General features: G+C 65.4%; 21 protein-coding genes. 7 read left to right on the plus strand and 14 right to left on the minus strand.

The window, feature by feature from the left end; all coding sequences use genetic code 11:
* The first annotated feature begins 2 nt into the window (after positions 1 to 2).
* The 6 genes from I2H31_RS02985 (at position 3) to I2H31_RS03010 (ending at position 10,099) form a co-directional block, all read left to right on the plus strand.
* The gene (locus tag I2H31_RS02985; RefSeq protein ID WP_196291507.1) at positions 3 to 677 is read left to right on the plus strand and encodes a thioredoxin domain-containing protein; all 675 of its coding nucleotides are present in this window, start codon (positions 3 to 5) and stop codon (positions 675 to 677) included.
* Positions 661 to 1,230 carry a DUF420 domain-containing protein gene (locus tag I2H31_RS02990; RefSeq protein WP_196291508.1) on the plus strand — a complete coding sequence of 190 codons (570 nt, stop codon included), beginning with the start codon at positions 661 to 663 and terminating at the stop codon, positions 1,228 to 1,230. The genes I2H31_RS02985 and I2H31_RS02990 overlap by 17 nt, the downstream gene beginning before the upstream one ends.
* A 49-nt stretch (positions 1,231 to 1,279) precedes the next feature.
* Complete coding sequence (locus tag I2H31_RS02995; protein WP_196291509.1) at positions 1,280 to 1,540, plus strand: hypothetical protein; 261 nt, start codon at positions 1,280 to 1,282, stop codon at positions 1,538 to 1,540.
* Between the two features lie 119 nt (positions 1,541 to 1,659).
* Positions 1,660 to 1,938 carry a DUF983 domain-containing protein gene (locus I2H31_RS03000; protein WP_196291728.1) on the plus strand — a complete coding sequence of 93 codons (279 nt, stop codon included), beginning with the start codon at positions 1,660 to 1,662 and terminating at the stop codon, positions 1,936 to 1,938.
* Between the two features lie 251 nt (positions 1,939 to 2,189).
* Positions 2,190 to 6,077 carry a sensor histidine kinase gene (locus tag I2H31_RS25440; RefSeq protein ID WP_317192169.1) on the plus strand — a complete coding sequence of 1,296 codons (3,888 nt, stop codon included), beginning with the start codon at positions 2,190 to 2,192 and terminating at the stop codon, positions 6,075 to 6,077.
* Positions 6,078 to 6,214: 137 nt separating this feature from the next.
* Positions 6,215 to 10,099: a hypothetical protein gene (locus tag I2H31_RS03010; RefSeq protein ID WP_196291510.1), complete on the plus strand. Its 3,885-nt coding sequence runs from the start codon at positions 6,215 to 6,217 to the stop codon at positions 10,097 to 10,099.
* A 203-nt stretch (positions 10,100 to 10,302) separates the two neighbouring features.
* Here I2H31_RS03010 and I2H31_RS03015 read toward each other — a convergent pair whose 3' ends face one another.
* From I2H31_RS03015 to I2H31_RS03065, 11 genes are all read right to left on the minus strand, one after another.
* Positions 10,303 to 10,914 (minus strand): 3'-5' exonuclease, encoded by a 612-nt coding sequence (locus tag I2H31_RS03015; protein WP_196291511.1) that lies wholly within the window; start codon positions 10,912 to 10,914, stop codon positions 10,303 to 10,305.
* Positions 10,915 to 10,959: 45 nt separating this feature from the next.
* Entirely contained in the window at positions 10,960 to 12,450 is a 1,491-nt protein-coding gene (locus I2H31_RS03020; protein WP_196291512.1) for a hypothetical protein, read from the minus strand.
* A 53-nt stretch (positions 12,451 to 12,503) separates the two neighbouring features.
* Positions 12,504 to 14,543 carry a beta-N-acetylhexosaminidase gene (locus tag I2H31_RS03025; protein ID WP_196291513.1) on the minus strand — a complete coding sequence of 680 codons (2,040 nt, stop codon included), beginning with the start codon at positions 14,541 to 14,543 and terminating at the stop codon, positions 12,504 to 12,506.
* 130 nt (positions 14,544 to 14,673) lie between these two features.
* A complete protein-coding gene (locus tag I2H31_RS03030) occupies positions 14,674 to 16,023 on the minus strand; it encodes a DUF58 domain-containing protein (protein ID WP_196291514.1) in 1,350 nt (449 codons plus the stop codon).
* Positions 16,020 to 16,571 carry an NADAR family protein gene (locus I2H31_RS03035; RefSeq protein WP_196291515.1) on the minus strand — a complete coding sequence of 184 codons (552 nt, stop codon included), beginning with the start codon at positions 16,569 to 16,571 and terminating at the stop codon, positions 16,020 to 16,022. The genes I2H31_RS03030 and I2H31_RS03035 overlap by 4 nt, the downstream gene beginning before the upstream one ends.
* A complete protein-coding gene (locus tag I2H31_RS03040; RefSeq protein ID WP_196291730.1) occupies positions 16,572 to 17,567 on the minus strand; it encodes an AAA family ATPase in 996 nt (331 codons plus the stop codon). It lies immediately after the preceding gene.
* 332 nt (positions 17,568 to 17,899) lie between these two features.
* Positions 17,900 to 19,411 (minus strand): DUF4350 domain-containing protein, encoded by a 1,512-nt coding sequence (locus I2H31_RS03045; protein ID WP_196291516.1) that lies wholly within the window; start codon positions 19,409 to 19,411, stop codon positions 17,900 to 17,902.
* Positions 19,411 to 20,295, minus strand: coding sequence for a DUF4129 domain-containing protein (locus I2H31_RS03050; RefSeq protein ID WP_196291517.1), 885 nt, complete (start codon positions 20,293 to 20,295; stop codon positions 19,411 to 19,413). Before I2H31_RS03050 ends, I2H31_RS03045 begins: the two co-directional genes overlap by 1 nt.
* Positions 20,296 to 20,341: 46 nt before the next feature.
* Positions 20,342 to 21,340: a hypothetical protein gene (locus I2H31_RS03055; protein ID WP_196291518.1), complete on the minus strand. Its 999-nt coding sequence runs from the start codon at positions 21,338 to 21,340 to the stop codon at positions 20,342 to 20,344.
* A gap of 61 nt (positions 21,341 to 21,401) precedes the next feature.
* Positions 21,402 to 22,358 (minus strand): hypothetical protein, encoded by a 957-nt coding sequence (locus I2H31_RS03060; protein ID WP_196291519.1) that lies wholly within the window; start codon positions 22,356 to 22,358, stop codon positions 21,402 to 21,404.
* Positions 22,359 to 22,376: 18 nt separating this feature from the next.
* The gene (locus tag I2H31_RS03065; protein WP_196291520.1) at positions 22,377 to 23,336 is read right to left on the minus strand and encodes a stage II sporulation protein M; all 960 of its coding nucleotides are present in this window, start codon (positions 23,334 to 23,336) and stop codon (positions 22,377 to 22,379) included.
* Between the two features lie 128 nt (positions 23,337 to 23,464).
* On the opposite strand from I2H31_RS03065, the gene I2H31_RS03070 reads away from it, so the two are divergent.
* The gene (locus I2H31_RS03070) at positions 23,465 to 24,184 is read left to right on the plus strand and encodes an RDD family protein (RefSeq protein WP_196291521.1); all 720 of its coding nucleotides are present in this window, start codon (positions 23,465 to 23,467) and stop codon (positions 24,182 to 24,184) included.
* A gap of 90 nt (positions 24,185 to 24,274) precedes the next feature.
* On the opposite strand, the gene I2H31_RS03075 is transcribed toward I2H31_RS03070, so the two are convergent.
* From I2H31_RS03075 to I2H31_RS03085, 3 genes are all read right to left on the minus strand, one after another.
* Positions 24,275 to 24,988 carry an SDR family oxidoreductase gene (locus I2H31_RS03075; protein ID WP_196291522.1) on the minus strand — a complete coding sequence of 238 codons (714 nt, stop codon included), beginning with the start codon at positions 24,986 to 24,988 and terminating at the stop codon, positions 24,275 to 24,277.
* Positions 24,989 to 25,101: 113 nt separating this feature from the next.
* On the minus strand, positions 25,102 to 25,554 hold the full coding sequence (locus I2H31_RS03080) for an RDD family protein (protein ID WP_196291523.1): 453 nt from the start codon (positions 25,552 to 25,554) through the stop codon (positions 25,102 to 25,104).
* A 74-nt stretch (positions 25,555 to 25,628) separates the two neighbouring features.
* Positions 25,629 to 26,792 carry a DUF4394 domain-containing protein gene (locus I2H31_RS03085; RefSeq protein WP_196291524.1) on the minus strand — a complete coding sequence of 388 codons (1,164 nt, stop codon included), beginning with the start codon at positions 26,790 to 26,792 and terminating at the stop codon, positions 25,629 to 25,631.
* Positions 26,793 to 26,890: the final 98 nt, after the last annotated feature.

Consider the following 26,890-nt stretch of genomic DNA (forward strand, 5'->3'; position numbering starts at 1 on the left):
GAATGCGGCCCCGCCAAACCCTTTTGCTGGGGCTGCTGCTATTGGTGCCGGTACTGGCATTCCTGTTCCTGTTTCGCTTCGGCACCAACCGTTACGCGCTGCCCACTTACCTGCCCGACCGCGTGGATTCTGCGCAAGTCGGCGGGGAGTGGCGGCGCGATACTGTTTTCCACCAAGTTGCGCCGTTTGCGCTAGCGGCTTCCACGGGCCGGGTGGTGAGCAGCCAGGAACTTGGAAAAGGAGTTTACATCGCGCAGTTCTACAGCCCGAATGAGGCCAGCGCCAAGGTGGCCCGGCAGCTGCTCCGCATCCAGGAAAAGTTTCGGCACGAGCCCCGGGTGCGCCTGGCTACCTTTGTGATGGAGCGCCAGGCCCCGGAGTCTGCCGCCGTGGCGCGGCTGGCCGAGCAGTACGGGGCCATTGCCGGCAAATGGTTTTTCCTGACCGGCGCGCCCGACACGCTGAGCCGCCTTGCCCGGAGCGAGTTCCGCCTCACTTCCGACCCCCGGCGCCTGCCGGGCGCCGTGTATACTGCCAACATCCCAGCGGGGCGCTTGTTGTTGATTGACAATCAGCGGCGCGTTCGGGGCATCTACGATGGGACGGATGGGCGCGAGATGGACCGATTACTGACGGAAATCACCGTGCAGCTTTACGATTATGAGCACCCCCACTGAACAATTGCACCCGCCGGTGCTGGAGCCCGGCGATTTCACCCGCTACAAAATCATTCTCGGGGTGCTGGGACTGGTGGTCCCCCTGCTAGTGGCCATCCTCTATTATTTCCCCGAAACGTTCCGCATCCCGGGGGCGCAGGTGAAGTTTCTGCCAGCCCTGAACGCGGTGCTCAATTCGCTCACGGCCGTGTGCCTGCTGGCGGGGTTCTACTTCATCCGGCAAAAGGACGTGCTCAAGCACCGCGCCATGATGGGCACGGCGTTCGCGCTGGGGTCGGTGTTTCTGCTGTCGTACGTGGCCTACCACTCGCAGGTGGCCAGCACGCACTTTGGCGGAGTGGGTGCCATTCGGCTGGTGTATTTTTTCCTGCTGCTCACCCACATCAGCCTCGCGGTGGTGACGGTGGCGCTGGTGCTTTTTACCTTGTATTTCGCCCTCACCGGACAATACACCAAGCACAAGGCCATTGCGCGCTGGACCTTCCCGGTGTGGCTGTACGTGTCGATAACGGGCGTTATCGTTTACTTCATGATTTCGCCGTATTACACCTAGGCTAGTGGCTAAGGTGAAACTTTGCTTCAATTACCGTGTTGCTATTCGTATGAAAAAGACTCTTTTTTCCGCCGCTTTTGCCCTGCTGCTGGGTGTGTTGTTGAGCGTGGCGCCGCTGGCTGCCCGCGCGCAGTGCGTGATGTGTAAGGCGCAGGTGGAAGCCGCCAAGCAGGAGCGCGACGACTACGACGTGGCCGGCCTCAACAAAGGCATCGTGTACATGATGACCGTGCCGTATATCCTGATGGGGGCGGTGGGCTACTTCTGGTACCGGCGCACGCATCCCAAGCCGAAGGCCGCCAAAGCCTGATGCAGCCCTCCACTGCGGCTATCCAATCGACACCGCTGGCGCTGCTGAAATTACGCTGCCCGCGCTGCCATACCGGCCAGTTGTTCACCAATCCGGCGCTGAGTACCAGCTTTATGGAGATGCCGGCCGCCTGCCCCGTGTGTCGGCAGACGTATGAGCCCGAACCGGGATTCTATTACGGGGCCATGTACATCAGCTCAGGGTTCTCGACGGGCATTTTGCTGGCCATCGGCTTTTTACTGTATTACCTGGCCAATGACCCGCCGCTGTGGGTTTACATCAGCACGGTGGCCGCGGCAGTACTGGCCGTGACGCCGTTGCTGTTCCGCTACTCCCGGGCCGTGATGCTGTACGCTTTCGGCGGCACCCGCTTCGACCCGCGCTACGCCACCCGCTGATTTTACTGAGCCTTTGCTATCCGTGTGATGCCGCCTTTGGGCGGCATTTTTTATTAGGCGCAGATTTTGCGGGGCCTTGCTGTCGAGTTCAACGCCATCGTGCTGATAACGGCAGTATTCGAAAACAGCTCTTATGAGTGAGCCCGGGCAAAACCAGCGCGCCCACGCGCTTACTTTGAATTGAAACCGTAGCCACGGCTCCATTTACGTCTTTTTTCTTGTTGCAAACTTCTACACCCACTAACGCATCTGTGGTTACTGTACAGGCGAAGCGTCGTTTGCCCTGGCTGCTGCTGCTGGCGGCGGCCGTTTGTTTTGCGGGGGGCTACCTGGCCAGCCGCTACGCCCAGGCCCCCGGCGTGGTGCACCGCACTGATATAGCGCGTCTGCAACAGCTCGTGCGCGAGGCCGAAAACACCGCCCGCCGCGAGGCTGACACCGTGGCCGCGCAGCTGCCGCGGGGCAACTACAGCTTTCAGCAACTGCTGGCCCACACCACGTACCCCACCTGCGTGCTCGAAAACGGGGACTTGCGGTACTGGTCCGACGCCACATTGCGGCCCGAAGCCGAGGCAGCCAGCCCCGGCGCCGAACAACTGATTGAAACGCCGGTGGGGAAGTTCCTGCTGCTGCGCCGCATGGCGGGCCGGTTCACCATCCTCACCTACGTGCCGCTGGAACGGCACTACCTCATCAAGAACCGCTACCTGCGCGAGGGCGGCGAACAGGCCCTGTTCCGGGGCATGGAGCTGAAGGTGGTGGCCGACAGCGCCGGCGCCGGCCGCGCCCGCTTCGAGGCTGCCGACGGGCACTACCTGTTTTCCATCGAGCGGCTGCAGCCCAACCCGCTCACCGGCCAGTACGTGCCGCTGGTGCTGCTGGGCCTGGGCAGCCTGCTGTACGCGGGCGGGTGGCTGCTGCTGGCGCTACGCTGGTGGCGGGCCGGGCGGCCGGGTGCAGCCGTTGCCGCGCTGGTGCTGCCGTTGGCCGGATTACGGGGGGCGCTGCTGTACCTGGGTTTGCCCTATTCCTTCATCGAGCTGCCGCTGTTCGACCCGCGCGTGTACGCGGCGGCGGCCTGGGCCCCCTCGTTGGGCGATTTGCTACTGAATGCGCTGCTGATGCTGCTGGCCGCCGTGGGCGGGGCTGCCCTGTGGCGGCACTGGGACGTGCTGCGCCGGGTGTGCGCGCCCCGCACCCCGGGCGGTCAGGCACTGGCTGCGGCAGGGCTCGGCGTGGTTTTTTGCGCTTGGCTGGCCTTGCTGTTCGTGTATTACACCACCGCTTTCGGCAGCTCGCAGCTGAGCTTGGACGTATCGCGCAATTTGCAGATATCGGGCTTCTGGCTGCTGCTGGCGCTGGCGGTGCTGCTGCACACCGCCGCGTGGCTGGTCGGGTTTTTTGGCCTGACGCAGCTGGCCGGGGCGCTGTTGCAGCACGTGCCGCGGCGGGCGCTGCTGCTGGGGCCGGCCCTGGTGGCCCTGCCGGTGCTGGGGGCGGGCCTGGCGCTGGGGCAGCCGTGGGTGCTGCTGGCCGGCGTGCTGCTGCTGTTTGCGTCGCTGGTGCGGGCGGTGGGCATGCAGGCGGCTCCCACCACGGGCAGCTACCAGTCGTCGGTGCTGGTGGTGCTGCTGCTGGCGCTGGCCTCGGCCACGGGGGCGCTGGCGCTGTACGCCCAATTTGAGAAGCAACTGCTGGTGGACAAGCAGCGGCTGGCCGGCAACCTGCTCATTGACAATGACCTTCAGGGAGAATTTCTGCTGGGGGAGCGCATGCGCGAAATAGCGGCCGACCCCTTCGTGCGCCGTTCGTTGTCGGCGGCGTTTGGTCGGCCGGAGGTGGTGCGGCAGCGCATCGCCCGGCAGTATCTGGGCGATTATTTCGACAAATACGAGAGCAACGTCACCATCTACGACGAATCCGGCGACCCCATCGGCGCCCTGCCGGACACCCCGGGCCTGGTGGCCGCGCGCACGGCCCTGGAGCGCACGGCCACGGCCACCGAGCAGCGCGGCGTGTACCTCGTGAAAGCGGCCAACCCGTTCAGCTCGCGGCGCTACGTGGCGTTCATCACCGTGCCGGGCACGCGCGTGAATGGCTTTGGCCTGCCCTTGGGCGCCGTGCGGGTGGAGCTGACCCTGAAGAAGCTCACCACCTACAGCGTGCTGCCGGAACTGCTGGTCGACCAGGCGTTTTTTCAGCCCGGCCTGGCCACCGAGCTCAGCTACGCCGGCTACAACCACCGCCGCCTGGTGTACAGCGAGGGCGACTTCGACTACGCCAACCGCCTGCCCACCAGCCTGCTGGCCGAGCCCCGCCTCTACACCAGCGGCCTGAGCCGGCGCGGCTATCACCATTTCGCGGTGATTGACTCGTTGGGCGGCAGCCAATCGAAGGGCCGCACCGTGGTGGTGACCACGGCCACCTATTCGCTGGGCGACTGGCTGGCCAACTTCTCCTTTCAGTTTCTGCTGTCGTCGTTCTTCTGGCTGCTGGTGGGCGGGCTGGCGCTGCTGCTGCGGGGCCGGGCCGCCCCGCGGCTGCGGCTCAACTTCAGCACGCGCATTCAGCTGCTGCTGAACGTGGGCATTGTGGTGCCGCTGCTGGTGGTGAGCGTGGCCACCGCCAGCCAGCTCATCGATTCGTACAAGCGCGACTTGTCGCGCACCTACGAGCGGCGCGGGCAGCTGGCCCTGGAAAGCCTGCGCCGCCAGCGCCATTTGCTGTCGGACAGCACCGCGCGGCCCACCCTCACGGCCCTGGCCCGGAACGTGGCCGCCCTCACCGAAACCGACCTTAACCTTTACGACGTCCACGGCGAATTGCTGGCCAGCAGCCAGCCCCTCATTTTCGACGCGGGCCTGCTCGGGCCCTTGCTCAACCCGCAGGCCGTGGTGTCGTTGCGGGAGCACAACCGGCCCCGGGCCCTGCTCACGGAGCGGGCGGGGTCGTTGTCGTTCAACGCCTTGTATTTGCCGGTGCGGGCCGGGGAGGGGGAAGCGGTGTCCACGGATTTGGCCGGCCACGTGCTGCCCCACGGCGCCTTGAGAAAAGGCGTTGACGCTTCCGGCAACCCGGTGTTTGACGATGACGACGGGTCGTCGGACGACGAGATGGCCATGCCGACCGGCCCGATTCTGGGCTACGTGGGCATTCCGTTTTTCGACTCCGAGAAAGAGCTGAATACCAAGCTGACGGAGCTGTTTACCACCATTCTGAACATCTTCACGCTGATGTTCCTGCTGTTTCTGGGGCTGGCGTTTGCGGCGGCGCGGCAGCTCACGGCGCCGCTCAAGCTCATCACCGAAAAGCTGACGCAAACCACCCTCACCGGCGAAAACGAGCTGCTGGACTACCGCAGCTCCGACGACGAAATCGGCCTGCTGGTGCGCGAGTACAACGCCATGCTCACCAAGCTGGAGGCCAGCAAGCGCGAGCTGGCCGCCCAGGAAAAAGAGGCGGCCTGGCGCGAAATGGCCCGGCAGGTGGCCCACGAAATCAAGAACCCGCTCACGCCCATGAAGCTGAGCCTGCAGTTTCTGCAAAAAGCCATTGCCGAGCGCCGGGCCAACGCCGAGGAACTCATCGGCCGCATCGCCCAAACGCTGATTACCCAGATTGATGTGCTGAGCGACATCGCCACTTCGTTCAGCACCTTTACCAACCTGCCCACCATGCGGCCCGAGCGCCTGGACGTGGCCGCCATCCTGCGCCGCTGCGCCGCCCTGCACCAGCCCGATTCGACCGACGGCGCCCTCGACCTGCACCTGCCGCCCGATGCCGAAACCGGCCGCTACGTGGTGTACGCCGACGAAAGCTTGCTGGTGCGCACCTTCAACAACCTGCTCATCAATGCCCGCCAGGCCGTGCCCGAAGGCCGCGACCCGCACATCGACGTGTCGCTGACGCCCGTGAACGGCAGCCAGGTGCGCGTGGCCATCCGCGACAACGGCGCCGGCATTCCCGAGGAAGTGCGCGAAAAAGTCTTCGTGCCCAACTTCACCACCAAAGCCAGCGGGTCCGGCATCGGCCTGGCCGTGGCCAAGCGCGGCATCGAGAGCGCCGGCGGCAAAATCTGGTTTGAAACCGAAGTGGGGGAGGGGACGGACTTCTTCATCGAGCTGCCGCTGGCGGGCTAACGCGCAACCCCGGAGGCTTCGCTTCGACTCAGCCGCACCATGGTGATTTCGAAAGGCCGGAATGAAGCGGTACGGCACTCAGTCGGGCACGAAACGGCTGCCTGCCCGCGTTACCCGCCAAACCCGACCTTTACCGCATGATTCGCCGCTTACGCCTGTGCTTCCCCCTTGCGGGCCTGCTCGTTGCGGCGCTTGTGCTTTTACTACTGCCGGCCCAGGCCCAGGTGCGGCCCGCCAAGCCGGCCGATGCCCCGCCGCTCAGCACCCGGCGCTGCCGCTACGTGCGCCTCGCGCCGGGCCGCGACACCACCTTTTTCGCGCTGGCCGATACGCTGACCGTGGTGCCGTCTTCGGTGCGGGCCGGCGGGCGCGGGCTGGACTACGACGGCCGCACCGACCGCTACCGCTGGGTGCGGCCCGCCCCGCGCGACAGCAGCGGCGCCCCGGTGGCCGATTCGGTGGAAGTGTGCTACCGGGTGCTGCCGCTGCGCCTCACGGCCGCGCGCTATCGCCGGCCCATCGGGCTGATGGACAGCCTGGGCTTCCGGCAGCCGATAATGGGGCTGGAAGACTTTTCGCAAAAGGAGCAGATTCTGAGCACGCCGGGCATCAACAAAACCGGCAACCTGGCGCGCGGCATCAGCTTCGGCAACACCCAGAACGTGTTCGTGAACTCGGCCCTGAACCTGCAGCTGGAAGGCAAGCTGGCCGAAAACATCAACCTCACGGCCGCCATCTCGGACCAGAACGTGCCGTTTCAGCCCGAAGGCAACACCCAGCAGCTGCAGCAGTTCGACAAAATTTACATCACCCTCACCAACCCCAACTGGAGCCTGACGGCCGGCGACGTGGTGCTGCGCAACAAGCCCGACTACTTCCTGCGCTACTACAAAAACATCCAGGGTGCCGCCGCCGAGGCCAATTTTGGCCCACCCATTCTCGGGCTGGCCGGCGCCGGCGCCTCGCAGGGCATGTCGAACGCCACGTTCCTGAATGGGCAGGTGGGCCAGCTGGCCAACGGCAGCCTGCCCGCCGGGCCGGGCAACACCACGGCGCCGGCCACGCTCAACCCGCCCGCCATCAGCCAGCCGCAGCTCACCGACCCCAACCGGCAGCAAGCCACCGGCGGCGCCCCGCCGCTGCCCCAGGGCGATGCCGCGCCCGTGGCCGGCGCCACCGTGAACAGCGGCGGCGTGCGCAAGGGCCTGGCGTGGCGCTCCTCCACCGCGGTGGCGGGCGGGGTGGCCAAGGGCAAGTTTGCCAGCATCGACCTGCCGCCCATCGAGAATGTGCAGGGGCCCTACCGCCTCAGCGGGCCCAACGGCGAGCCCTACATCATCGTGCTGGCCAACTCGGAGAAAGTGTATTTGGATGGGCGTCTGCAAACCCGTGGGTTTGACGCCGACTACACCATTGACTACAACCTGGCCGAAGTCACGTTCACGCCGCGCCACCTCATCACGCGCAACTCGCGGATTAAGATTGACTTCGAGTATTCGGACCTGAACTATTCCCGCTCGCTGGTGACGGCCAGCCACTACCAGCAGCTGGGCCGCCTGAACGTGCACGGCAACTTCTACCAGGAGGCCGACAACCCCAACAACGCGCTGAACATCGACCTGCAGGACACCGCCTTGGTGCGGCGGCTGCAACGGGCCGGCAACGTGGGCGTGGCCCAGGTGGCCGGCGGCGACTCCACGGCCTACAACCGCCGCATTGTGCAGTACCACCGCGAGGTACGCACGGTGGGCGGCCGGCGCCTGCCCGTGTTCACCTACGTGGGCGCCGACTCGCCGGTGGATTCCGTGCGCGGCTCCTACAACGTGGCGTTTACGGACGTGGGCCAGGGCAACGGCGACTACGAGCGCAGCACCGAGCCCCGCTTCCAGAGCACCAACGGCACCGTGTATACCTACGTGAGCCCGGGCGGGGGGCGCTACCTGCCGGTGCGCCGCGTGGCCACGCCCCTGCGCAAGCAGATGGTGGCCGGCGGCGTCAGCTTTCAAGTAGACAGCAGCACGACGGTGTTTGTGGACGCGGCCCACTCGCGGCTGGAGCGCAACCGCTTCTCGCCTGAGAGCGACCAGGACGGGGCCGTGCGCGTGGGCTACGCGATGCAGGACCGCCGCCTGCCCGCCGTCCTGGCCGTGGGCCCGCTGCGCGGCTACCGCCTGCGCTCTACCCTCGACTACGAGTACACGGGCAAGAACTTTTCGCCGATTGACCGCTACCGCGACATCGAGTTTGAGCGCAACTGGAGCAACGGCACCACCCAGCAGAGCACCGGCGTCAACTCCACGGCCCGCGAAGACAACATCTTCAACTTCAGCGTGGGCGCCGCCAAGGATTTTAACAACAACGTCAACTACCGCCTGAGCCGGCGCTACCGGCCGGGCGAGGTGAGCGGCCTGCAGCACTGGCTGGACGCGGCCCAGAAGGTGGGCAACCTGGAGCTGCGCGGCTCGCTGTTTTTGCTGAACTCGGACGCCGGGCGCTTCCATTCCGACTGGGCGCGGGGCGAGGCCACGGGCCGCTTTGTGGGCGGGCGCGTGGTGCCGGGCTACACCTACCGGTTCGATAAAAACCGCGTCAGCTCCACCACCACCGATACCATTCGCTCGGCCAATTACTTCGACGAGCACAACGTGTTCTTGCAAAGCCGCGACTCGGCCCGCACCCAGTTCCGGCTCGACTACAGCTACCGGCGCGACCAAACCCCCAACCTGGAGCAAAACGCCCTGCAGCTGCGCGGCACCGCCCAAACCTGGCAGGGCACGCTGGCCTCGCGCCTGAGCAAAAACCAGGACGTGCGGCTGCTGGCCACCTACCGCGACCTGGATTCGCTGGGCTTGGCGCACAACCGCACGGTGCTGGGCCAGGTGTTTTACAACGCCAGCCTGTTCCAGAATCAGGTGCGCTCCGAGCTGAACTACAGCGTGGCCACCGGCCGCGAGCTCAAGCGCGACTACTCCTTTTTGGCCGTGCCGGCCGGGCAGGGCACCCACTACTACGCCGGCGACCTCAACGGCAACCTGCGCGAGGACAAGGAAGAGTTTTTTGAGGCGCAAACGCCGGACGCGCAGTACCGCACCTACATCAAGGTCTACCTGCCCACCACCGACTACATCACGGCTTTTACCAACCGCTTGAGCTACCGTCTCACCACGGCGGCCCCGCGCGGCTGGCGCGAAGCCGGCGGCTGGAAGGCCGTGGCGTCGCGCTTCGCCACCCTCACCAGCATCACCGTGGACCGCCGCACCACCGACCCGCGGCTGCTCTCGCGCCTCAGCCCCTTCAGCTACGACAAGGAGGACGACCAACTGCTGGCTTTCAACCAGCTCTTTCGGAACACGCTGTACTTCAACCGTTCCAATCCGGTATTTGGCGCTGAGCTCACTTTTCAGCAAACTCAGCAGAAAACCCTGCTGGCCCAGGGCCGCGACCTGCGCAACGTGAGCACCCAGAGCCTGCTGCTGCGCCGCACGCTGGCCACCTCGTTCACGGGCCGCCTCACGGGCTCGCGCGACATCCGCGAAGCCAGCAGCGACTACCTGCTCACCCGCAACTACCGCCTGCTCAGCTACGCCGTGCAGCCCGAAATCAGCTACCAGCCCTCGCCCAGCCTGCGCTTCACCGGCACCTACTTGCGCACCCACAAGCAAAACACCTTCACCGCCGACCTGCCCACGGTGCCCGTGCCCACGCCGGCCGAAACCCACCCCGGCATCTTCGACGAGCTGGGCATCGAAACCCGCATCAGCCAGGTGAATAAGCGCACCATCACGGCCGCCACGCGCTACACCCGCGTCAAATTCGATGTGGACCGGCCCGAAGACCTCAACTCGGTGGTGGCCATCGAAATCCTCAACGCCCTGCGCCCCGGCAGCAACTTCACCTGGAACCTGAACGTGGAGCAGCGCCTCAGCAACGGCCTGAACATCACGCTGGCCTACGACGGCCGCAAAGCCAGCGGCCTCAACACCGTGCACACCGGCCGCATGCAGGTGGCGGTGCTGTTTTGAGCGCTTGCCGAGGCGGTTTCGGGGCAGTGGCCGGCGGGGGCCTGCTGTTCGGTTACATTCCTTTTATTTTTATGCGAATGTAACCGAACCCGGCGGGTAGCATGGAAAAGGGATGCGCACAGGCTCCTTCCGTACCTTCCGGCGCCGTTCCACAGCCTTTGCCTCGCTTACGTCTTTGGCCGCCCGGGTTCTTCGGCCCGGCGCTAAGCGCGCGCGTAGGCCTGCTTCGCCGCCCGCGCCGCCAGCCCGGCCGTGAGCTCGCGCTGCTTGTAGCACAGCGGCAGTGCCGTGCCGGACTGAAACGCCCGCACCGTGATTTCGGCGCAGGCCCGTGCGTCGCTCAGCGCGTCGTGGTGGTTGAGCGGGATGCCAAAATGCCCCGCCACGTGGTCGAGCTTGTGGCGCTCCAGAAACGGCCAGCACACCTTGGCCAGCTTCACCGAGCACAGGCTGTGGAAAGCCGGAATGGGCACGCCGAAATCGCGCAGCGTGTATTCGAGCACGCTCACGTCGAAGGCCGAATTGTGGGCCACCACGGGCTGCTCGTGCAGGTAGGGGAGGAGGTCAGCCCAGACATCGGCCAGGCTGGGCGCGTCGTGCAGCTGGGTTTCGGCAATGCCGTGCACCTGGTAGTTGCGCCAGTCCACGCGCAGCACGCGGGGGCGCAGCAGGGTCTGGTACGTCTCCACGATGTGGCCGCCGCGCACCCGCACCACGCCCACGGCGCAGGCGCTGGCCCGGTGCTCGTTGGCGGTTTCAAAGTCGATGGCCGTGAAATTGAGGTTGGCCAGAGCGTGGGTAATGGCAGCTTGCATGCGGAAAGATACTTCGGCGCAGAAGATTGGAAAGGGGGCCGGCGGCTAACGCCGGGGCACAAGGTCGGGCGCGCTGGGGTCGCAGCACACGTTGGGCACGTGGAAGTAGCGCTCGGTCACGTCGTTGATGTTGCCGTCGCAGCCGGTGGTCAGGTCGATGTCAAATTCCAGGTTGCGCGGCGGCGTGAACTGGCGGAGCGGCATCAATATCCGGGCCGTGGGCAGGCGGAGCGGCGGCAAGGTCACCGTGGGCTGCCCGGTGCGTTGGGCCTCGCGCAACAGCGCGTAGCGGGCCTGCATCTGGGCATCGAAGGGCGCGGCGGCCGTGGCCAGCTCGCGCCACGCCACCGGCACATTGCCCACCGCAAACAAGCCCGCCACCAGCAGCGCCAGCGCGGGTGCAAAGCGCCGCAAACGCGGCGCCCACCGGGCCACCCCCGGCAGCAGGGCCACCAGCCACGCCAGCGCCAGCACGGTTATCAGCATGAGCAGCAGCATTTCATTGCGACCCCGGTGCAGCGGCGGCCCCACCAGCACGTAGCGAAACAGCAGAAACCCGACGGTATTCATTGCCCCAAAAGCCAGCAGCAGCGCCCACCAATGCCGGCGCGGCCAGCTGGCCACCGCGGCGGCAGTAGTAGAAGAACTAGACTGAAACCCCAGCCATAGCCCGGCTGCCGCGGCGGCCAGCAAGCTCAGCGCATTCAGGGGCTGCGCAAGAAACAGCACCATTGAATAAGCCGTGCGCGGCAGCAGCACCAGCCAGCGGTAGGCGTGCAGCGGGTCGGTGGGCGGGGCGGTGGCGGCCACGCGCAGCCAGTTGCCGGGCGCCAGCACCGCAGCCGCGGCCGTAGCGCCGGCCACCGCCAGCCACAGCCACCACTTGGGGCGGGCGGCTGTGGGCAGGGCGTAGCCCAGCAGGGCCAGCACCGGCACGGCTTGCAGCATCGTCAGCTCATTGCCCGCCACGGCCAGCACCAGCGGCCCGCAGGCCCAGCCGGCGCTGCGCCACTGCGCCGCCGCGGGGCCCCAGCCCGCCCGCAAAGCCAGCGCCGCAAACGTGAGCAGGCTCGACAAAGTGAGTTGGTACACCACAACCCCACACAACCAGTACAGAAACGAAAACGGCGCGGCCGTCGCGTTGCAAAACAGCGCCAGCAGCAGGGCCGTCGCCCAATGCGCTGTGCTCCAGGCAAACTCAATCCGCAGCACGATGTGAAAAACTGTGCGCAGCAAAAACGCTAAACTGGCCCATTGCATCCCGAAAACGAGCAATGACACCAGCCGCACGCCTTCCAGCCAGCCGTAGGTAACGGGGTTGAGCACGGTCATGAAAAATGTGGAGGTGAACCGGCCCGACCACGTCAGGTAAAACCACTTTTGCATGCCCCACAGCCCGTGCTCGTGCGTCCAGTACGCCGTGCGGTAATCATCGAAAAACGGATGATTGAAGGCCATGAGCGCCACAAACGGCACCACGGCCAGCACGAGGCCCAGCCGCAGCAAGTGGCGAAGAATGGGGGAGGAAGGAATCAAAGCGTGGCAGCCATTAAAGTGCGCAGTGCGGAAAAAAGGCGAGCATCGAGGGCTTAAATGCCGGCCAGCTTGCGGGCCGCTCGCACCACGGCCAGCTCCGCTTGCCCAGCCGGCGCCTGGGCCTTATCCAGCAGCGTTTTGGCCGAGGCCTGCCACGCCGCCGACGCCGCCTGCCCGGTTTGCAGCTGCGTGAGGCGCTCCAGCAGCAGCTTGGCCACGGCGGCGAGGCTAGTGGAAAGCGGGCCGTACTCGCGCAGCATGGGGTGCAGCAGCAGCTGCGGTTGCAGCAGCGCGTCGTTGGCCTGCCAGCGCAGCAGCTGGGCGCGCAGCGTGGCCAGCTGCCGCACCGTGGCCGCCGACCGGCCCGAGGCCGAGCCGCTTGCCGCCACCACGCTGTCGACCAGCACGCCGAAGCGCCGGGCCACTTCCGATTCGGCCGGGGCGGCGTCCACCAGCCGGTTCAGCGGCGTGGCGGTGGTGTAGTTGAAGCCCTGGAAATGCCGCTTGTACTCTTTCACGGGCTCCAGTACTTCGGCCAGGGTGCGCAAGGGCGCCACGTTGTTGCCGCCGGCCAATTGCTTGAGCAGCAGCTCCGGCACGATGCGGTGGCGCAGGCCCAGCATTTCCAGCTCGGCCGAAACAGCTGGAAGCCGGCGGTACATATCGGCCACGCTCTGAGTGGCGGCTGGCGGCGACCACAGCCGCTCGGCCACTGCCGCGGCCCGCGGCCAGATGCGCGAATCCAGCATCGTTGAGTCGGCAAACTCGGCCCACATGGCCGCCTCGCCGCCCAGCACCAGCTGTTGCTCGGCGGGCGTGAGGGGCGTGTCGGGCGGGAGCGGGTCAGTGAGGTAGGAGCTGGCCGCCGTCAGGTTCAAGTCGAGGTAGTAGCCGCTGGACAGCAGCGCGGGGTGGCCCAGCTTGACCGCGTCGTTCAGCCCTTTTTTGCCCCGCCAGCTCTGGATGACCGTTTCTTTGGGCAGGTCCGGCCCCAGAATTTCGTCCCAGCCTATCATCTTTTTGCCGCGCTTTTGCAACAGGGCCAGCACGCGGCGGTTGAAATAGGTTTGCAGCTGGTGCTTGTCCACGGTTTTGCCGTCGGCTTTCACCATGTTATTGGCCCGCATGTACGCCACGATGCGGGGCGTGCGGCGCCAGTTGCGCCCGTCGTTTTCGTCGCCCCCGGCGTGGAAATACGGGTCCGGAAACAGCGCCGTCATCTCCGTCAGCAGCGAATCGAGGAAGGCGTAGGTGCTTTCCCGGGTGGGGTCGATGGCCACGTTGGTGGTGCGCCACTGCGTGTAGGGCGCGTAGGTCGAGTCGTTGGATTTCAGGCGCGGGTAGGCCACAATCCAGCTGGTGGTGTGGCTGGGCATGTCGAACTCCGGCACCACCCGGATGCCGCGCGCCGCCGCGTAGGCCAGCACCTCGCGCACCTCGGCTTGGGTGTAATACAGGCCATCGGTGCTGCCCACGGTGTGCAGGCGCGGAAACACCTTGCTCTCAATGCGGAAGCCCTGGTCGTCGGTCAGGTGCCAGTGCAGCACGTTCAGCTTCACGGCGGCCATGCCGTCGATATTGCGCTTCATCACGGCCACGGGCATGAAGTGCCGGGCGGCGTCAATCAGCAGCCCGCGCCAGGCAAAGCGCGGCTGGTCCTGGATGTCGACTTCGGGCAGGTAGCGCTGCTTTTTTTCGGTGACGGGCAGCTGCTCCAGCGTGGCCAGGGCCCGCAGCACGCCCAGGCTGGTGGGGGCGTCGATGCTCACGCCCATCGGCGTCACGCGCAGGCTGTAGCGTTCCTCATCGAATTTTTCGGGCAGCCCCGTCCGGCCGTAGCGAATCTGCAAAACCGGGCCGGTGGCGGGCTCCGCCAGGCCCTGCAGGCGGGTGAGCAAGCGGCGCACCGCCGGGCGCACGGCCGGGTCCGGGGAGTTGTCCAGCTGCAGCTTCAGCGGCTTGCTGAGGTTCAGTCGGCCCTGGCCCCAGCGCATTTCGGCGGGCACCGGCAGCAGCGTCGAAGTCGATTGGGCCAGTCCGGCCTGCCCCATCAGCAGGAGCAAGGCCAGTAGCCACAGTGCCTTTTTTTTCATTCTGTCGGCCTTCCGCATTCGTATCATCAAAGGAATATTCAGGGCGCCGTCTGCAAATACACGTCCACAACCGCAGTTCAGCGCAAGCTCAAACCCGTAGAACCCGCTTAAATTCCTGCTAATCCGTGGGCTATATCAAGCCGCGGGATTTGAATTCCAGGTACTTATTGATGGTGTTCACCGTCAAATCCTTCGGCGCGGTCAGCAACGAATAAATGCCGTAGCGCTGCAATTCGAGCACAATTTGCCGCTTTTCCTGTGCAAATTTTTCGGCAATGGTTTGGTTGTAGACGTCCTCCGTGGTTTCGGCCGGCGCGTCGAGGTACTCGCGCAGTTCGGTGTTTTCGAAGAACACGACCAGCAGCAGGTGGTCTTTCGAGAGGCGCCGCAGGTAGGGCAGCTGCCGCTGCATGCCGTGCAGCGTTTCGAAATTGGTGAACAGGATGAGCAGGCTGCGCTGCTTCACGCGGGCCCGTACCGTGGCGTAGAGCAACTCGAAGTCGGTTTCGAGGTAGCGGGTTTTCTGGCGGTACAGGATTTCGAGCAGCTTCAGCAGGTGGCCGGGGCGGCGGTCGGCCGCCAGCGTGGCGCCGGGCTGGTTCGAGAAGGTGAGCAGGCCGGCTTTGTCGTGCTTGAGCAGGGCAATGTTGCTGACCACCAGCGTGGCGTTGATGGCGTAGTCGAGCAAACTCAGCCCATCAAACGGCATGCGCATCACCCGGCCTTTATCAATGAGGCAGTACACTTGCTGGGCGCGCTCGTCCTGGAAGTGGTTCACCACCAGTGCGTCATCGGCGCCGGTGCCGGCGCGGCGGGCCGTGGCCTGCCAGTTGATGCTGCGCGGGTCGTCGCCGGGCACGTAGGGCCGGATTTGCTCAAACTCCATGCTGTGGCCCACCCGCCGGATGCGCTTGACGCCCACCTCCGTGAGGCGGTTGTGAATGGCCAGCAGCTCGTACTGCCGCATCTGCAGAAACGAGGGGTACACTGGCACCGTGCGGCCCTGCTCGTAGCGGAAGCGGCGCCGCACCAGCCCCAGCGGCGAGGCCGCGTAAATATTCAGCGCTCCAAACTCGTACTCGCCGCGCTTCACGGGCCGCAGCTGGTAGTTGATAATCTGGGTTTCGCCCGGCGGCACGGCCGCCCGAAACAGCACGTCACGCCGCTGAAACTGGTGCGGAATCTCGTCAATCGTCTCGGTCTGGATGGGAAAGCGGTAGCGGTTTTCGAGGTAAATCTGAATGTCGTTTTCCGAGCCGTTGGCCAGCTTGTCGCCCATCACGCGCCGCCCGAACACGGGCACCACCTTGTTTTTGGCCGGCGCGAAGAGCAGCAGCGCATCCAGCAGCACCAGCACCACAAACAGGCCCAGCACAATTTGCATCGGCCCCAGCAGCCAGGGCAGAAAAAAGGCCACCACGAAGCCCACGGCCAAACCGGCCACGGCTAAAAAGAAGCGCGGAGTCAGAAAAAAGCTCATAGGTTTCGCAGTTCGTCCCGCACTTCCATCAAGGCAAAGCCGAGCAGGTTGGGCCCCTGCCAGCGGGCCGGGTTCTCCGCATCAGGCGAGTCGGCCGCCAGGCCAATGCCCCAGATGGCATCAACCGGGCTGGCTTCCACCAGAATCCGGTCGCCGGTGTCAAGCAGGAATTTCTTCAAATCGGGGTGCTGGCTGAATTTGCGCAGGTTGCCGGCCCTGACAATCTGGTACTTGTGCGCGTCCCAACGTTCCGGCTCGAAGCCCTGAATCCCGCGCCCCAGCTTCTTGGCCTCGGCCGGGCTGGGCGCGGCCAGAATGCGCGCCAAAGCCGCGTCATCCGCAAATAGCCGCGCTTTCTCCGCCATCATCCAGTGCTCGGTAGAGCGGTAGGTGACGCCGGCCACCACAAAATCGGCCCGCCACCATTGGCTGAAGCACGACTTCGTGATGGTGCCGTCGCGGCTGGGCTGGTGGCCCCAGAAAAATAGGTATTTGAGGCGCTGCCCTTGCGCGAGTTGGTCCAGCAGCCAAGAGGTGGAATACTGCATCTAGCGCGGCACTTCAATCGCTTGCATAATCTGCTTCACCACTTCGTCCGGCGTGCCGCCTTCCATCTCGCGCTCCGGCGTGAGCATGATGCGGTGGCGCAGCACGCTGGGAGCGAGGAACTGTACGTCTTCGGGCGTCACGAAGTCGCGGCCGCGCAGGGCGGCCAGGGCTTTAGCGCCATTCAGCAAGGCCAGCGAGGCGCGGGGCGACGCGCCGAGGTACAGGGATTTGTGGGCCCGCGTCTGGCCCACGAGCTTGGCGATGTATTCCAGAATGTTGGCTTCCACGCGCTGCTGGCCCACTTGCTGGCGCAGGGCGGCCAGGTCGGCGGCGCTGAGAATGGGCTGCACGGCCTCCAGGTGGGTGCTGCCCAGGCCGGCGTGGTGGCCGCTGAGAATCTGCACTTCCTCGGCCAGCGTGGGGTAGCCCACGTGCAGCTTGAACAGGAAACGGTCGAGCTGGGCTTCGGGCAGGCGGTAGGTGCCTTCCTGCTCGATGGGGTTTTGGGTGGCCAGCACCAGGAAGGGCTCGGTCATGGGGTAGGTGGTGCCGTCCTGGGTCACGGTGCGCTCCTCCATCACCTCAAATAGCGCCGACTGCGTCTTGGCCGGCGCGCGGTTGATTTCGTCAATCAGGACCACGCTGGCGAAAATGGGCCCGCGCCGAAACTCAAAGTCGGCCTTGTTTTGCCGGAACACCGAAGTGCCCAGCACGTCGCTTGGCATCAAATCGGGCGTGAACTGGATGCGGCTGAACGGCACTTCCAGCGTGCGGGCCAGCAGCTTGGCCATGAGGGTTTTGGCCACGCCGGGCACCCCTTCCAGCAGCACGTGTCCATCGGCCAGAATGGCGGTTAGCAGCAATTCCAGCAGCTCCGTCTGGCCCACAATGATTTTGCCGATTTCCGTCCGAATGGCTTCGGTCTGGGCTGTGAGGCGGGCGAAGTCGGTGCGCGGCGCAAACGAGGCTTCGGCCACGGCCGGCGCTTCGGACATTGCTCCTTCGGGTTCGGCCGCGGCGCCGCCACTGCTGGTTGCGGTTTCCGTTGCACTGGCGTCCGGCGCGGCGGATTCAGCGCCTGGGGTGGCCGCTGGCACCGGCACGTGGCTGGAAAAATCCGGCGTAGGGGTGGGGGCAGCGGCGTCGAGATTTTCGTTTTCCATGTCCATATATTGGGGCGCGGTTCGGGTTCGCTGTCAGGCAGGTCGGGTTAAAAACAACAGGCCTACTGCTGATAGAAAGTTGATTTAAAAGAGCTTCAAAAAGGTAGTGCGGGATAGTGCAATTTGTTGGAAAGGTCCTTTCGCGGCACAGTGCAAAAACGGATTCAGCGACCGGCTTCCCGCCTGAAATCACCCAGCGCCTTGCTGAGCTGCAGGAGTTGCTGGTCGGTCATCTGGGGGGCAGTGCGGGCGAAATTTACCAGGCGCAGCAGCTCGTCCACGCGCGGGCGGGGCAGGCCCGACTTCTGGCTGAGGCGCTCGCGGAAGTCGGCATCGGCAAAATCGGGGTTGTTTTCCTGAAAGCGCGTGCGCAGGTAATCCAGAAACAGCCCCACTTTCTTCTCCGCAATCAGGGCGTGGTTGCTGCCCTGCCGGTAGAGGCTGGCCACGGTGCGCGTAAACAGCAGCGTGGTGTTGGGCAGGGGCCGCAGGGTGGGAATGATGCGCTGCCGCCGCCGGGCTTCCACCGCCACAAACAGCAGGCCGCCGAACAGGCACAGGTAGTAGGCCCACTGCAGTGCCTCGTGCGCAAACACCACCCGCAGCAGCGACTGCTCGCCTATGGGGCCTTGTTTCTGGTACTCGTCCCACCAAGCGCGGCGCGCGGGCAGGTAGGCCAGCGCGGCTTCGGCGAATGAAGCGGTGCGGGGCCGTAGCAGGTAGTAGTTGCTGAACGCCGCCGGCGCGGTGCACAGGTAAAAATGGCCTCGGCCGTGGTCGAGCCGAATGAGCACGGCCCGGCCCTGCGCATCGGTGGCCAGGGTGCGCCCCACGCGCCCGGAATCCACGGCGAGGCGCTGCTCCACGCTGGTGCCGGGCAGGCGAATGTGGGCGCTGGCCAGGGCCGGATTGGTGAAGCGCAACTCCACCGAGTCGATGGCGAAAATGCCTTTGTAGCCCTTGGTGGTTGTGAGGGGTGCGTCTTTCACGTCGAAGCCCAGGCTGTCGCGCAGCAGCCCGCGCCCGCTACTGAAGGATTTTGCGGCCACGAAAACGTCGTTGCCGCGCGCCACAAACTGCAGCAACGCGTGGGCGTCGGGCCGGCTCAGCTCAAAGCTTTCGTTGATGAACAGGTAGTTGGCGGGCCCGGCGCGTAGCGGAAGGGCGTCCGTTGATTCTTCCTCCTCGTCGTCCTCGTACTCCTCTTCATTTCCTTCAGCCTCAGTCCCGGAGGCACTGGCGGTGGAGTCAGTGGCGGTATCCGCGTCGGCCTCTCGGGTTGCCGAATCGGTGGGTTCAGTGGCCTCGGCCGTGGCGGTCGAATCGTTAAAATCGGCCGTTGAGTCGGTTGCTTCGGTGGCATCTTCGGCAGCTTCTTCGGCTTCTTCCAGGCCTTCCTGCATCCGGCGGATGCGGTAGTCCGGCTCGGCGTCGTCCAGGGTCAGGCCGGTGAGCTGGCTGTACACCGGCAGGCGCACCGTTTCCACGGAGTCGGTGCCGAGCAGGCGCGGCAGTTGGTCGTAGAGCACGTAGGTGCCGTAGGGAATCTTGTCCTTGTTGGCGTAGGTCGGCGTCCAGTCCAGGGGCCGGGGGCGGTTGTATTCCAGCGTCACGTAGCCCGCAAACAGCAGCGCTACCCCCAGCAGGTACAAACGAAACGTGGAGAGCTGGGGCATCAGGCGGGCAAGGCGTTAGGGGCGGCGGGGGCCACGCGGGGGGTTCCGGCCGCGAGCGCGCTCACGGCGCGCTGGCTGGCGCGGGCCTGCTGGTAGAGGGCGGGGCTCAGGCGCAGCTCGCCGTACCACACGTACTCAAACTCGCGCGTGGCAGCCCGGAAAGCGTCGCGCAGGGGCCCGGCGGGCAACTCGAACAGATAGGCGTGGTTGGTTTTGTCGGGCTGCCACTGAATAAAGCCGCCGTCGGTAAGATGCTTCAGCACTTCGAGGTAGCCCAGGCGCGTGGCCAGGCGGAAGTTGCCGGCTTCCTCGGCCTCGGCAATGCGGGTGCGAAAATCCACTTCGTGAATGTTTTCCGCTTCGGTGTCGTAGGCAAGCTGCCCGCGCCGGCCCGCGCGCCCAAAGGCCGCCGTCACGTCCACCTGCAGCAGCTTGAGCACGGCGTACACCAGCGCCGCCAAAATGGCCGCGTACATCCCATACTTCCAGGTGAAGCGGCCGGTGGGCGTGCGCAGCAAGTTGCCCAGCCACCGCCAGATGCGGGCCCAGAAGGCGTCCCAGGCGCTGGTGCTCTGGTCGGGCTCCACGTAGCGGAACTCGCGCTCGCTGGCCAACTCGCGCAGGCGGGCTTCGTCGAGGCGGCGCTTGGGCAGGGGCGTGGTGCGGTCGAAGGGCAAGGGCCGCGGGCGCGGCGGCTTCGCGGCGGCCGCGGCTTTGGGCGCCGGCGCCTGGGGCCCGGGCGCCGCCAGGGTGCCCAGCGCCCCACTCAGGCACAGCACCAGCAGCGCCGGCCTAAGGCGGCCAGCAGGTTTCCACGGCATTTTACTCACGTATCCGAACACGCTCACTATCGACCACTGGTCCTGATTTATTCTCTTATTCAAGGATTAATTCTCCCAAAGCTACACCGCAGCCGCAGCCCGCGCGGCGCTAGTATTCGCCTTCCTCGTCGGGGCGGTAGGCGGCGTTGCTCACCTGCGGGGCCGTCGTTTGGCCCAGGGTGCTCAGCAGCTGACGCACGCCCACGCCCTCGCGGCGCTCCACCAGGTTGAAATACTGAAACAGCATGGCCACCAGCGGCAGCACCGCCGTGAAAATCCAGCCCAGGGCGTAGATGCACATGGCCATGATGTTCAGGATGCCCGAGTCGTCGACGTTCCAGTGAAACACGAGGCGGGCGGCCATCAGCCCGTAGAAAGGAATGATGAAAATGTAGTTCAGCACCCCGGTGATGAACGAAACCACCAGGTACAGGCCGAAGGTGGACCACCACTTGCCCTTAATCAGGTAAAAAGAGCGGTGGAAGGCCGCCACCACGCCGCCGTCTTCCATCCAGAGGGCCGGGAAGTAAAGCGACAGGCACACCACCACCCACAGCAGCGCCGGCATAAGGAGCACAATGAAGCCGGGGCCCAGCAGCCCCAGCGCCCCGCCCACGATGCCGATGCCCAGGCCCAAAATGATGCTCAGCAGCAGCCAGGCGCCCACCACGCTGCCCAGCCGGCCGCGCACAAAAGCCCACACCCGGCCGGGCGTCACGGGCTCGTCGGGGGGCGTGTTGAGGCGCACGCGCACAAAGCCGTAGACCGTGCTCGACAGCAGCAGGAACGCGGCCAGAAAGCCCAACGCGGCCAGCCCGAAGCCGAGGACGGAGGAACCCGTCATCAGGGGGTTGGGCCCTCCGAATTGTTCCGGTAGGCGGCTGGTCACCCGCCCGGTTCCGCCCGTCATCAGGCCCAGCAGGTTGCCCATTGCCAGGCCCATGCCGATGCCGCCGAGCAGGGCCGCCGGCAGCACAAAATACGCCAGGCACTTCACCAGGGGCCGGAACTGGGCCGTCACAAACTCGAAGGTGGCGCCCACTTTGGCCCCAAAATCCCGCTCCTGCCGAAAGTCGGCTTCGCGGGTAAATCTGCTTTTTGCTTTCATTCAATAGGTCAGCCAGGGGCTGAGTTTTATCGGGTTAGGGGCATTCGGGCGGACCCGAAAGTTAATATTCGCCTTCGTCGGTGGGACGGTAGGCGGCGTTGCTGACCTGCAGCGCGGGCGTCTGGCCCAGCGAGTCCACCAACAGGCGCAGCCCGACGCCCTCCTTGCGCTCCACTAGGTTGAAGTATTGAAAAGCCAAGGCCAGCAGCAACGGCGGGTACAGCAAGAGCGTGGCCACGCTGCCAATGCTGGTGACAACCACAGTGAACAGGGGCGAATGCGTGCGGGAAGCGTGCAGCGCGGCGCTCATCCCGCCCGACAGCAGCACGGCCACGGCGCCCTCGCCAACGAGAATGATGTAGAGCAGCAGCAGGGTGATGAAAATCAGCCCGAAGGTGGACCACCACTTGCCCCGCACCAGGTGCAGGCACCGGCCCAGCGTTTGGCCAAAGCCCGTGCCCTCGGCCTGCCGCACGATGAAAAACAGGCTGAGGGCCACGCTCAGGTAAATGCCCGGCACCAGCAGGCAGCCGAAGCCCACCCCAACCAGCAGCACCACGCCCCAAAGCGAGAAAAAGGTGCCGATGAACCCGCGGCGTACCCCCGCCCACACCTCGGCCACGGCCACGGGCGGGCCCGGCGCCCGGCGCTGCAACAGCAGCCCCACGTAGGCATACACGCTGAGCATGAGCAGGGTGAAGCACACCGAGCCGGCCAGCGTGTTCAGCCAGTAAGCCGGCGAGGCGTAAATCAGTTTCCACAGGCCGAGCTGCCGCGACAAGACGCTGGCGGAATCCAGGGGGCGTGCGGCTCCGGGGCCCGGCAGCTCCACGGCCAGGTAGCGCTGCACCACCGCGGCCAGCAGGTGGCGCGCCAGCGTGGCGGGCACCACCAGGTACAGCAGCACCTGCCCCAGGCCGCGCCAATGGGCGGCGATGAACTCAATGGTGGCCGAGATTTTCTGACCAAAGTCCCGCTCGCGGCGAAAGTCGGACGCTTGGGCAAACAGCAGACGCATGGCGGACCCTGAAAAAGCTTAAGCGGAAACGGCCAGGCCCTGCCGGCGCAGCAGCTGCCGCGGATACCACACAAAGTACCAGCCAATGAAGGCCGCCGAGCCGCCGATGATGGCCAGGCTGGCCGCCACCGGCATTTCGGTGTGGCGCGTCACGAAGCCTTCCAGAAAGCCGGCCACCACAAAAATGGGCACCAGGCCAATGGCCATCTTGAGGCCGTCGCGCGCGGCCAGGCGGAAGGCCTCGCTCCGGCTGAAGGTGCCCGGAAATAGCAGCCCCTGCGCCATCACAAAGCCCGCCGCACCGGCCACCACCACCGCCGAAATCTCCAGCGTGCCGTGTATCCAGATGGTGAGCACCGAGGCGCGCAGCACGTGGTAATGGTAGAAGAAGTACTGAAAAGAGCCCAGCATGATGCCCGTGCGAAACATCTGGACCAGCGTGCCGATGCCCAGCGTGGCCCCCAGCACGTAGATGCTCAGGGCCACGTAAATGTTGTTGGCCGTGATGCCCAGGAACATCAGCGTCTCGCCTTCCTGCTTGTACACGGCCATGGGGTCGCCCCGGCGGATATACTCGATGGTTTGGTTCACGTAGGCGTCGCCCATCACCACGCGCACAAACGAGTCGTCGTAGGCCGCCGACAGCGCCCCCAGCGCCGTGAACACCAGGAAAATGAGGGCCGTGACGGCCAGCGTGCGGCGGTGCCGGGCCACCACCAGCGGCAGCTCGGCGGCCCAGAAGCGGGCGAAGCGGCCGTGGCTCTGGCGCTTGTTGGCGTAGAGGCGCTGGTGCAGCTTGCCGGCCAGGCCGTTGAGGTAGGCCGTGGTGGGCGAGGTGGGGTAAAAGGTCTGGGCGTAGGCCAGGTCGTCGGTGAGGGCCACGAAGCGGGCGGCCAGCTCGTCGGGGCCGGCCGGTGGCTGCCGCTCGTACTGCTGCCAGCGCTCCTGGTTCTGGCGCAAAAAAACGGCTTCTCGCATGGGTAGGAGTTGTGGGGCTTAAAGATAGGAAGCCGAGCCCGCCCAACCGCGCGCTTTTCCCCGGCAAGGGCGCAAGTTTTGCGCAGCGCGGGTTTTGCCGTTTCTTCGTCGGAAATTATTCCGCACCCATGGCCTCCATCCGCGTCCAGACCGCCCAAAACGTTTCGCTCGAATACGAAGTCGCCAGCCTCGGCGACCGCATCGTGGCCGCCATCCTCGACAACCTCATCCTCGGCGCCTGGGTGGCGGCCTGGGTCATTTTGTTTGCGGTGCTGGAATTCAAGAGCTCGGCGGCCATGGTGGTGCTGGGCGCGCTGGCCGCGGTGCCCTACGTGTTCTACCACCTCGCCTGCGAAGTGTTTTTCAACGGCCAAAGCATTGGCAAGAAAGCCCGCGACATCCGCGTGATGCGCCTCGACGGCACGGCGCCCAGCCTCGGCGATTACCTGCTGCGCTGGCTGCTGCGCATCATCGACACGGGCTTTTTCGGCGGCCTGGTGGCCATCCTCACCATTGCCGCCAACGGGCGCGGGCAGCGCCTCGGCGACATCGCCGCCGGCACCAGCGTGGTGAAGGTGCGCCCGCAGGCCACGTCTCCATTGGCGCCCGGCCTGAGCAGCCTGGCCGACGCCTACCAGCCCGTGTTTCCGCAGGCCGCCCTGCTGGCCGACCACGACGTGGCCCTGGTGCGGCAGCTGGCGAACCAAGCCGTGGCGCGCAACAACTACGAGCTGCTGAACGAAATTGCCAACAAGGTGAAGTCCCTCACCGGCATCCAAACCGATTTGCCCGACGGCCCTTTTCTGCAAACCGTGCTGCGCGACCATGCCTACCTGGCCAGCCAATAGCCGTTGGCAGGGCAATTGGGTTTAGAAAAAACGGTCATGCTTCGCTGCGCGCTGCATGACCGTTTTTGGTTTTGGTTGATTCAACCGGCCTTACCAGGGCACGGGCTGGCCCTGCCAGGTCACGAAGCTGCCGTTTTCTTCGGCGTGCAGCTGCTCGGCTAGCCTAATGATGCCGCGGGCCGAGTCGGCGGGGTCCTGGCTGGCGTGGTCGCCGCCCATGTCGGTGCGCATCCAGCCGGGGTCCACGAGCACCGAAATCAGGCCCATGTGGCCGATTTCGGCGGCCAGGCTGCGCATGTACATGTTCAGGGCGGCCTTGCTGGCGCTGTAGTGGTAAGGGTCGCCGGTGGCTTTCCAGGTGAGGGAGCCCTGGCCCGAAGAGATGCTCAGGATGCGGCCCTTCTGGCCGGCGCGCAGCAGCGGCAGCAGCGCCTGGGCCACCAGCAGCGGCCCAATGGCGTTCACTTGCATGGTTTCGATGGCGTCGTCGTGGGTGAGCTGGCCGAGGCGCTGGTGGGCGTCGCCCGAGCCCGCGTGCGGGTACACGCCGGCGTTGTTGATGAGCAGGTCGAGGCCGTCGGTGGCGGCTTGCACGGCCTGCGCGGCGGCTTCGATGGACGCGGCGCTGGCCACGTCGAGGGGCAGCAACACGAGGCGGTCGGCGTATTGCTGGCGCAGCTGCTGCAGGTCAGTGGCCTGGTCGGGCTGGCGGCTGGCGGCAAACACCTGGTCGCCGCGCTCCAGGTACTGGCGGGTGAGTTCGAGGCCCAGGCCCCGGTTGGCTCCGGTGATGAAAACGCGCATATTATGAGGATTGGTGGGGAATAGCGGGTGAAGTTGGGGCCGCAGTTTACGCACAAAAGCCCGCTCCTGGCCACCGGGCCGGGCGCGGGCTTTGCCCGAAGGCGGGCCGAAAGCTAGCGGGGAATCTGCACCACGCGCGTTTTCGAGAGGGTGTCGTGCCAGCCCGAGTCGCCGCCCAGGAAGGAAAAGGCATCGAACGGAATCAGCCGGCAGAGCGTGCGCAGCAGAATGGCTTTGGTGGTGAGCTCCGAGCCGTCCTGCATCACCACGCGGGTGCGCGTAATGAGCTTGCCGATGGTGCGGCCCGTGGATACTTCCAGCACGAAGAAGTACAGGAACATCAGCGCGAACACCGCCAAGGTACTCGCCGGCCCTTCGGCGTAGCGCTGCAGCTCGGTGTGGCCGGTCAGCCCAATCACCACGCCCAGCACCAGGCAAAGCACGATGAAGAAGAAATAGTACGACGCCACGTCGATGAGGTAGTTGCCGAGGCGCTGGCCGGTGGTGGCGTAGGGCAACTCTACCGGCTGGGTGGCAAATTCAGAAAAGGAGTAGTCTTGCTGCATGCGGTTCAAAAAATGAAAGGGTTGGGCGCGCAAGATGGCAAAAAGATTTTACCCGGCCGCCGCCCCAGGGCGCCCTACTTCACCAGCACGCGCTCGGTCGCGGCGGGCACGCCGTCCACGCTCAGGCGCAGCAAATACAGGCCCGGAGCCGCGGGCTGCGGGGCCCAGCGCAACGTGTGCGGGCCGGCTGCCAGCCGTGCCGCGGGCGGCGTGGCCACCGGGCGGCCCAAGGCATCCGTTGCGCTCAGCTCCACCTGGCCCGCCCGTGGCAGGCGGAAGCTGAGGCTGGCCGGGCCCGCCGTCGGGTTGGGGTACACGCTGAAATCGGCGGCTAAATCGGCCCGGCTGCGGGTGGCCGTGACGAGGGAATTGGGCACGGCCGTGTCGACGATGTTGAGGAGCCAGTTGGGAGAGCCGATGACGCCAACCAGGCTGGCCGTCCCGGTGCTGGCATTCACGGTGTACCAATTGGCCGTGTGACTGAATTGGCCGGTGAGAGTGGAATTCATCAGGTACAGCTTATTGGTCTGACTCTGCAAATCGGTCGAGATGCCTAAGTCAAACGAGCCCAGCCGGACGCCCAAGTCTCCCACTGTGGCCAACGCCGGGCTGCCAGCCGACGCCTGCCGCACCAGCCGGTTGCCAGTTTTGTCGATGCCGAACAACTGGGTTGCCGGGCTAGTAGCGTAATTATTGGTATAGCTGATGGACTGTACATCAGGGTTTTGACCGGCATAGGCATCGGTGCTGGCGTACGCCAGGTTGGCATCCGTTGCCAGCAGGGCCCCCGTGGTGGGGCTGAGGCGGTAGCTGTTGCCGGCGGGCGTTACCACGCGAATCTGGTCGGTGGTGGGGTCGATGCTGAACCCTATTTTGCCGGTTAAATTACCAAGGTTCAGCCCCATGGCCGGGCCAACTGGAGTGGCCGCCGCCGTGAGCGGATTTAACTCGTACAGGCGCACCTGCGGCGTGGGAGTACTGTTGTCGTACCCCAGCGCCAATAATTGCCCGGTGGCCGGCCGTCGCTCGATGCCTAATAAAATGGTGAATCCGACAAGGCCCGTTACCCGGCCTTGTAGGGTGACAGTGCCCGGCGACGTAGCATTAAACGAAAGCAGCGAGAAGCTGAGGACGTCGTCGGCAGCGACGAGGCCGTAAATCGTTTGCGCCTGGGCCTGGTGTGGAAAACTGAACAGCCCGGCCGTTGCCAGAGCTAGCGTGTTAAAGAACAGGCGCATAATAGGGGCTGAAGAGGCGAGACAAGCCAAACCGGCGCGTTCAATTCGCAAGAATAGCAATTGCTAGGTGGCTAAAGTAAAGCAAAAGCCCTGCACAA

The organism is Hymenobacter ruricola, from assembly GCF_015694525.1.
Taxonomy (GTDB): Bacteria; Bacteroidota; Bacteroidia; order Cytophagales; family Hymenobacteraceae; genus Hymenobacter; species Hymenobacter ruricola.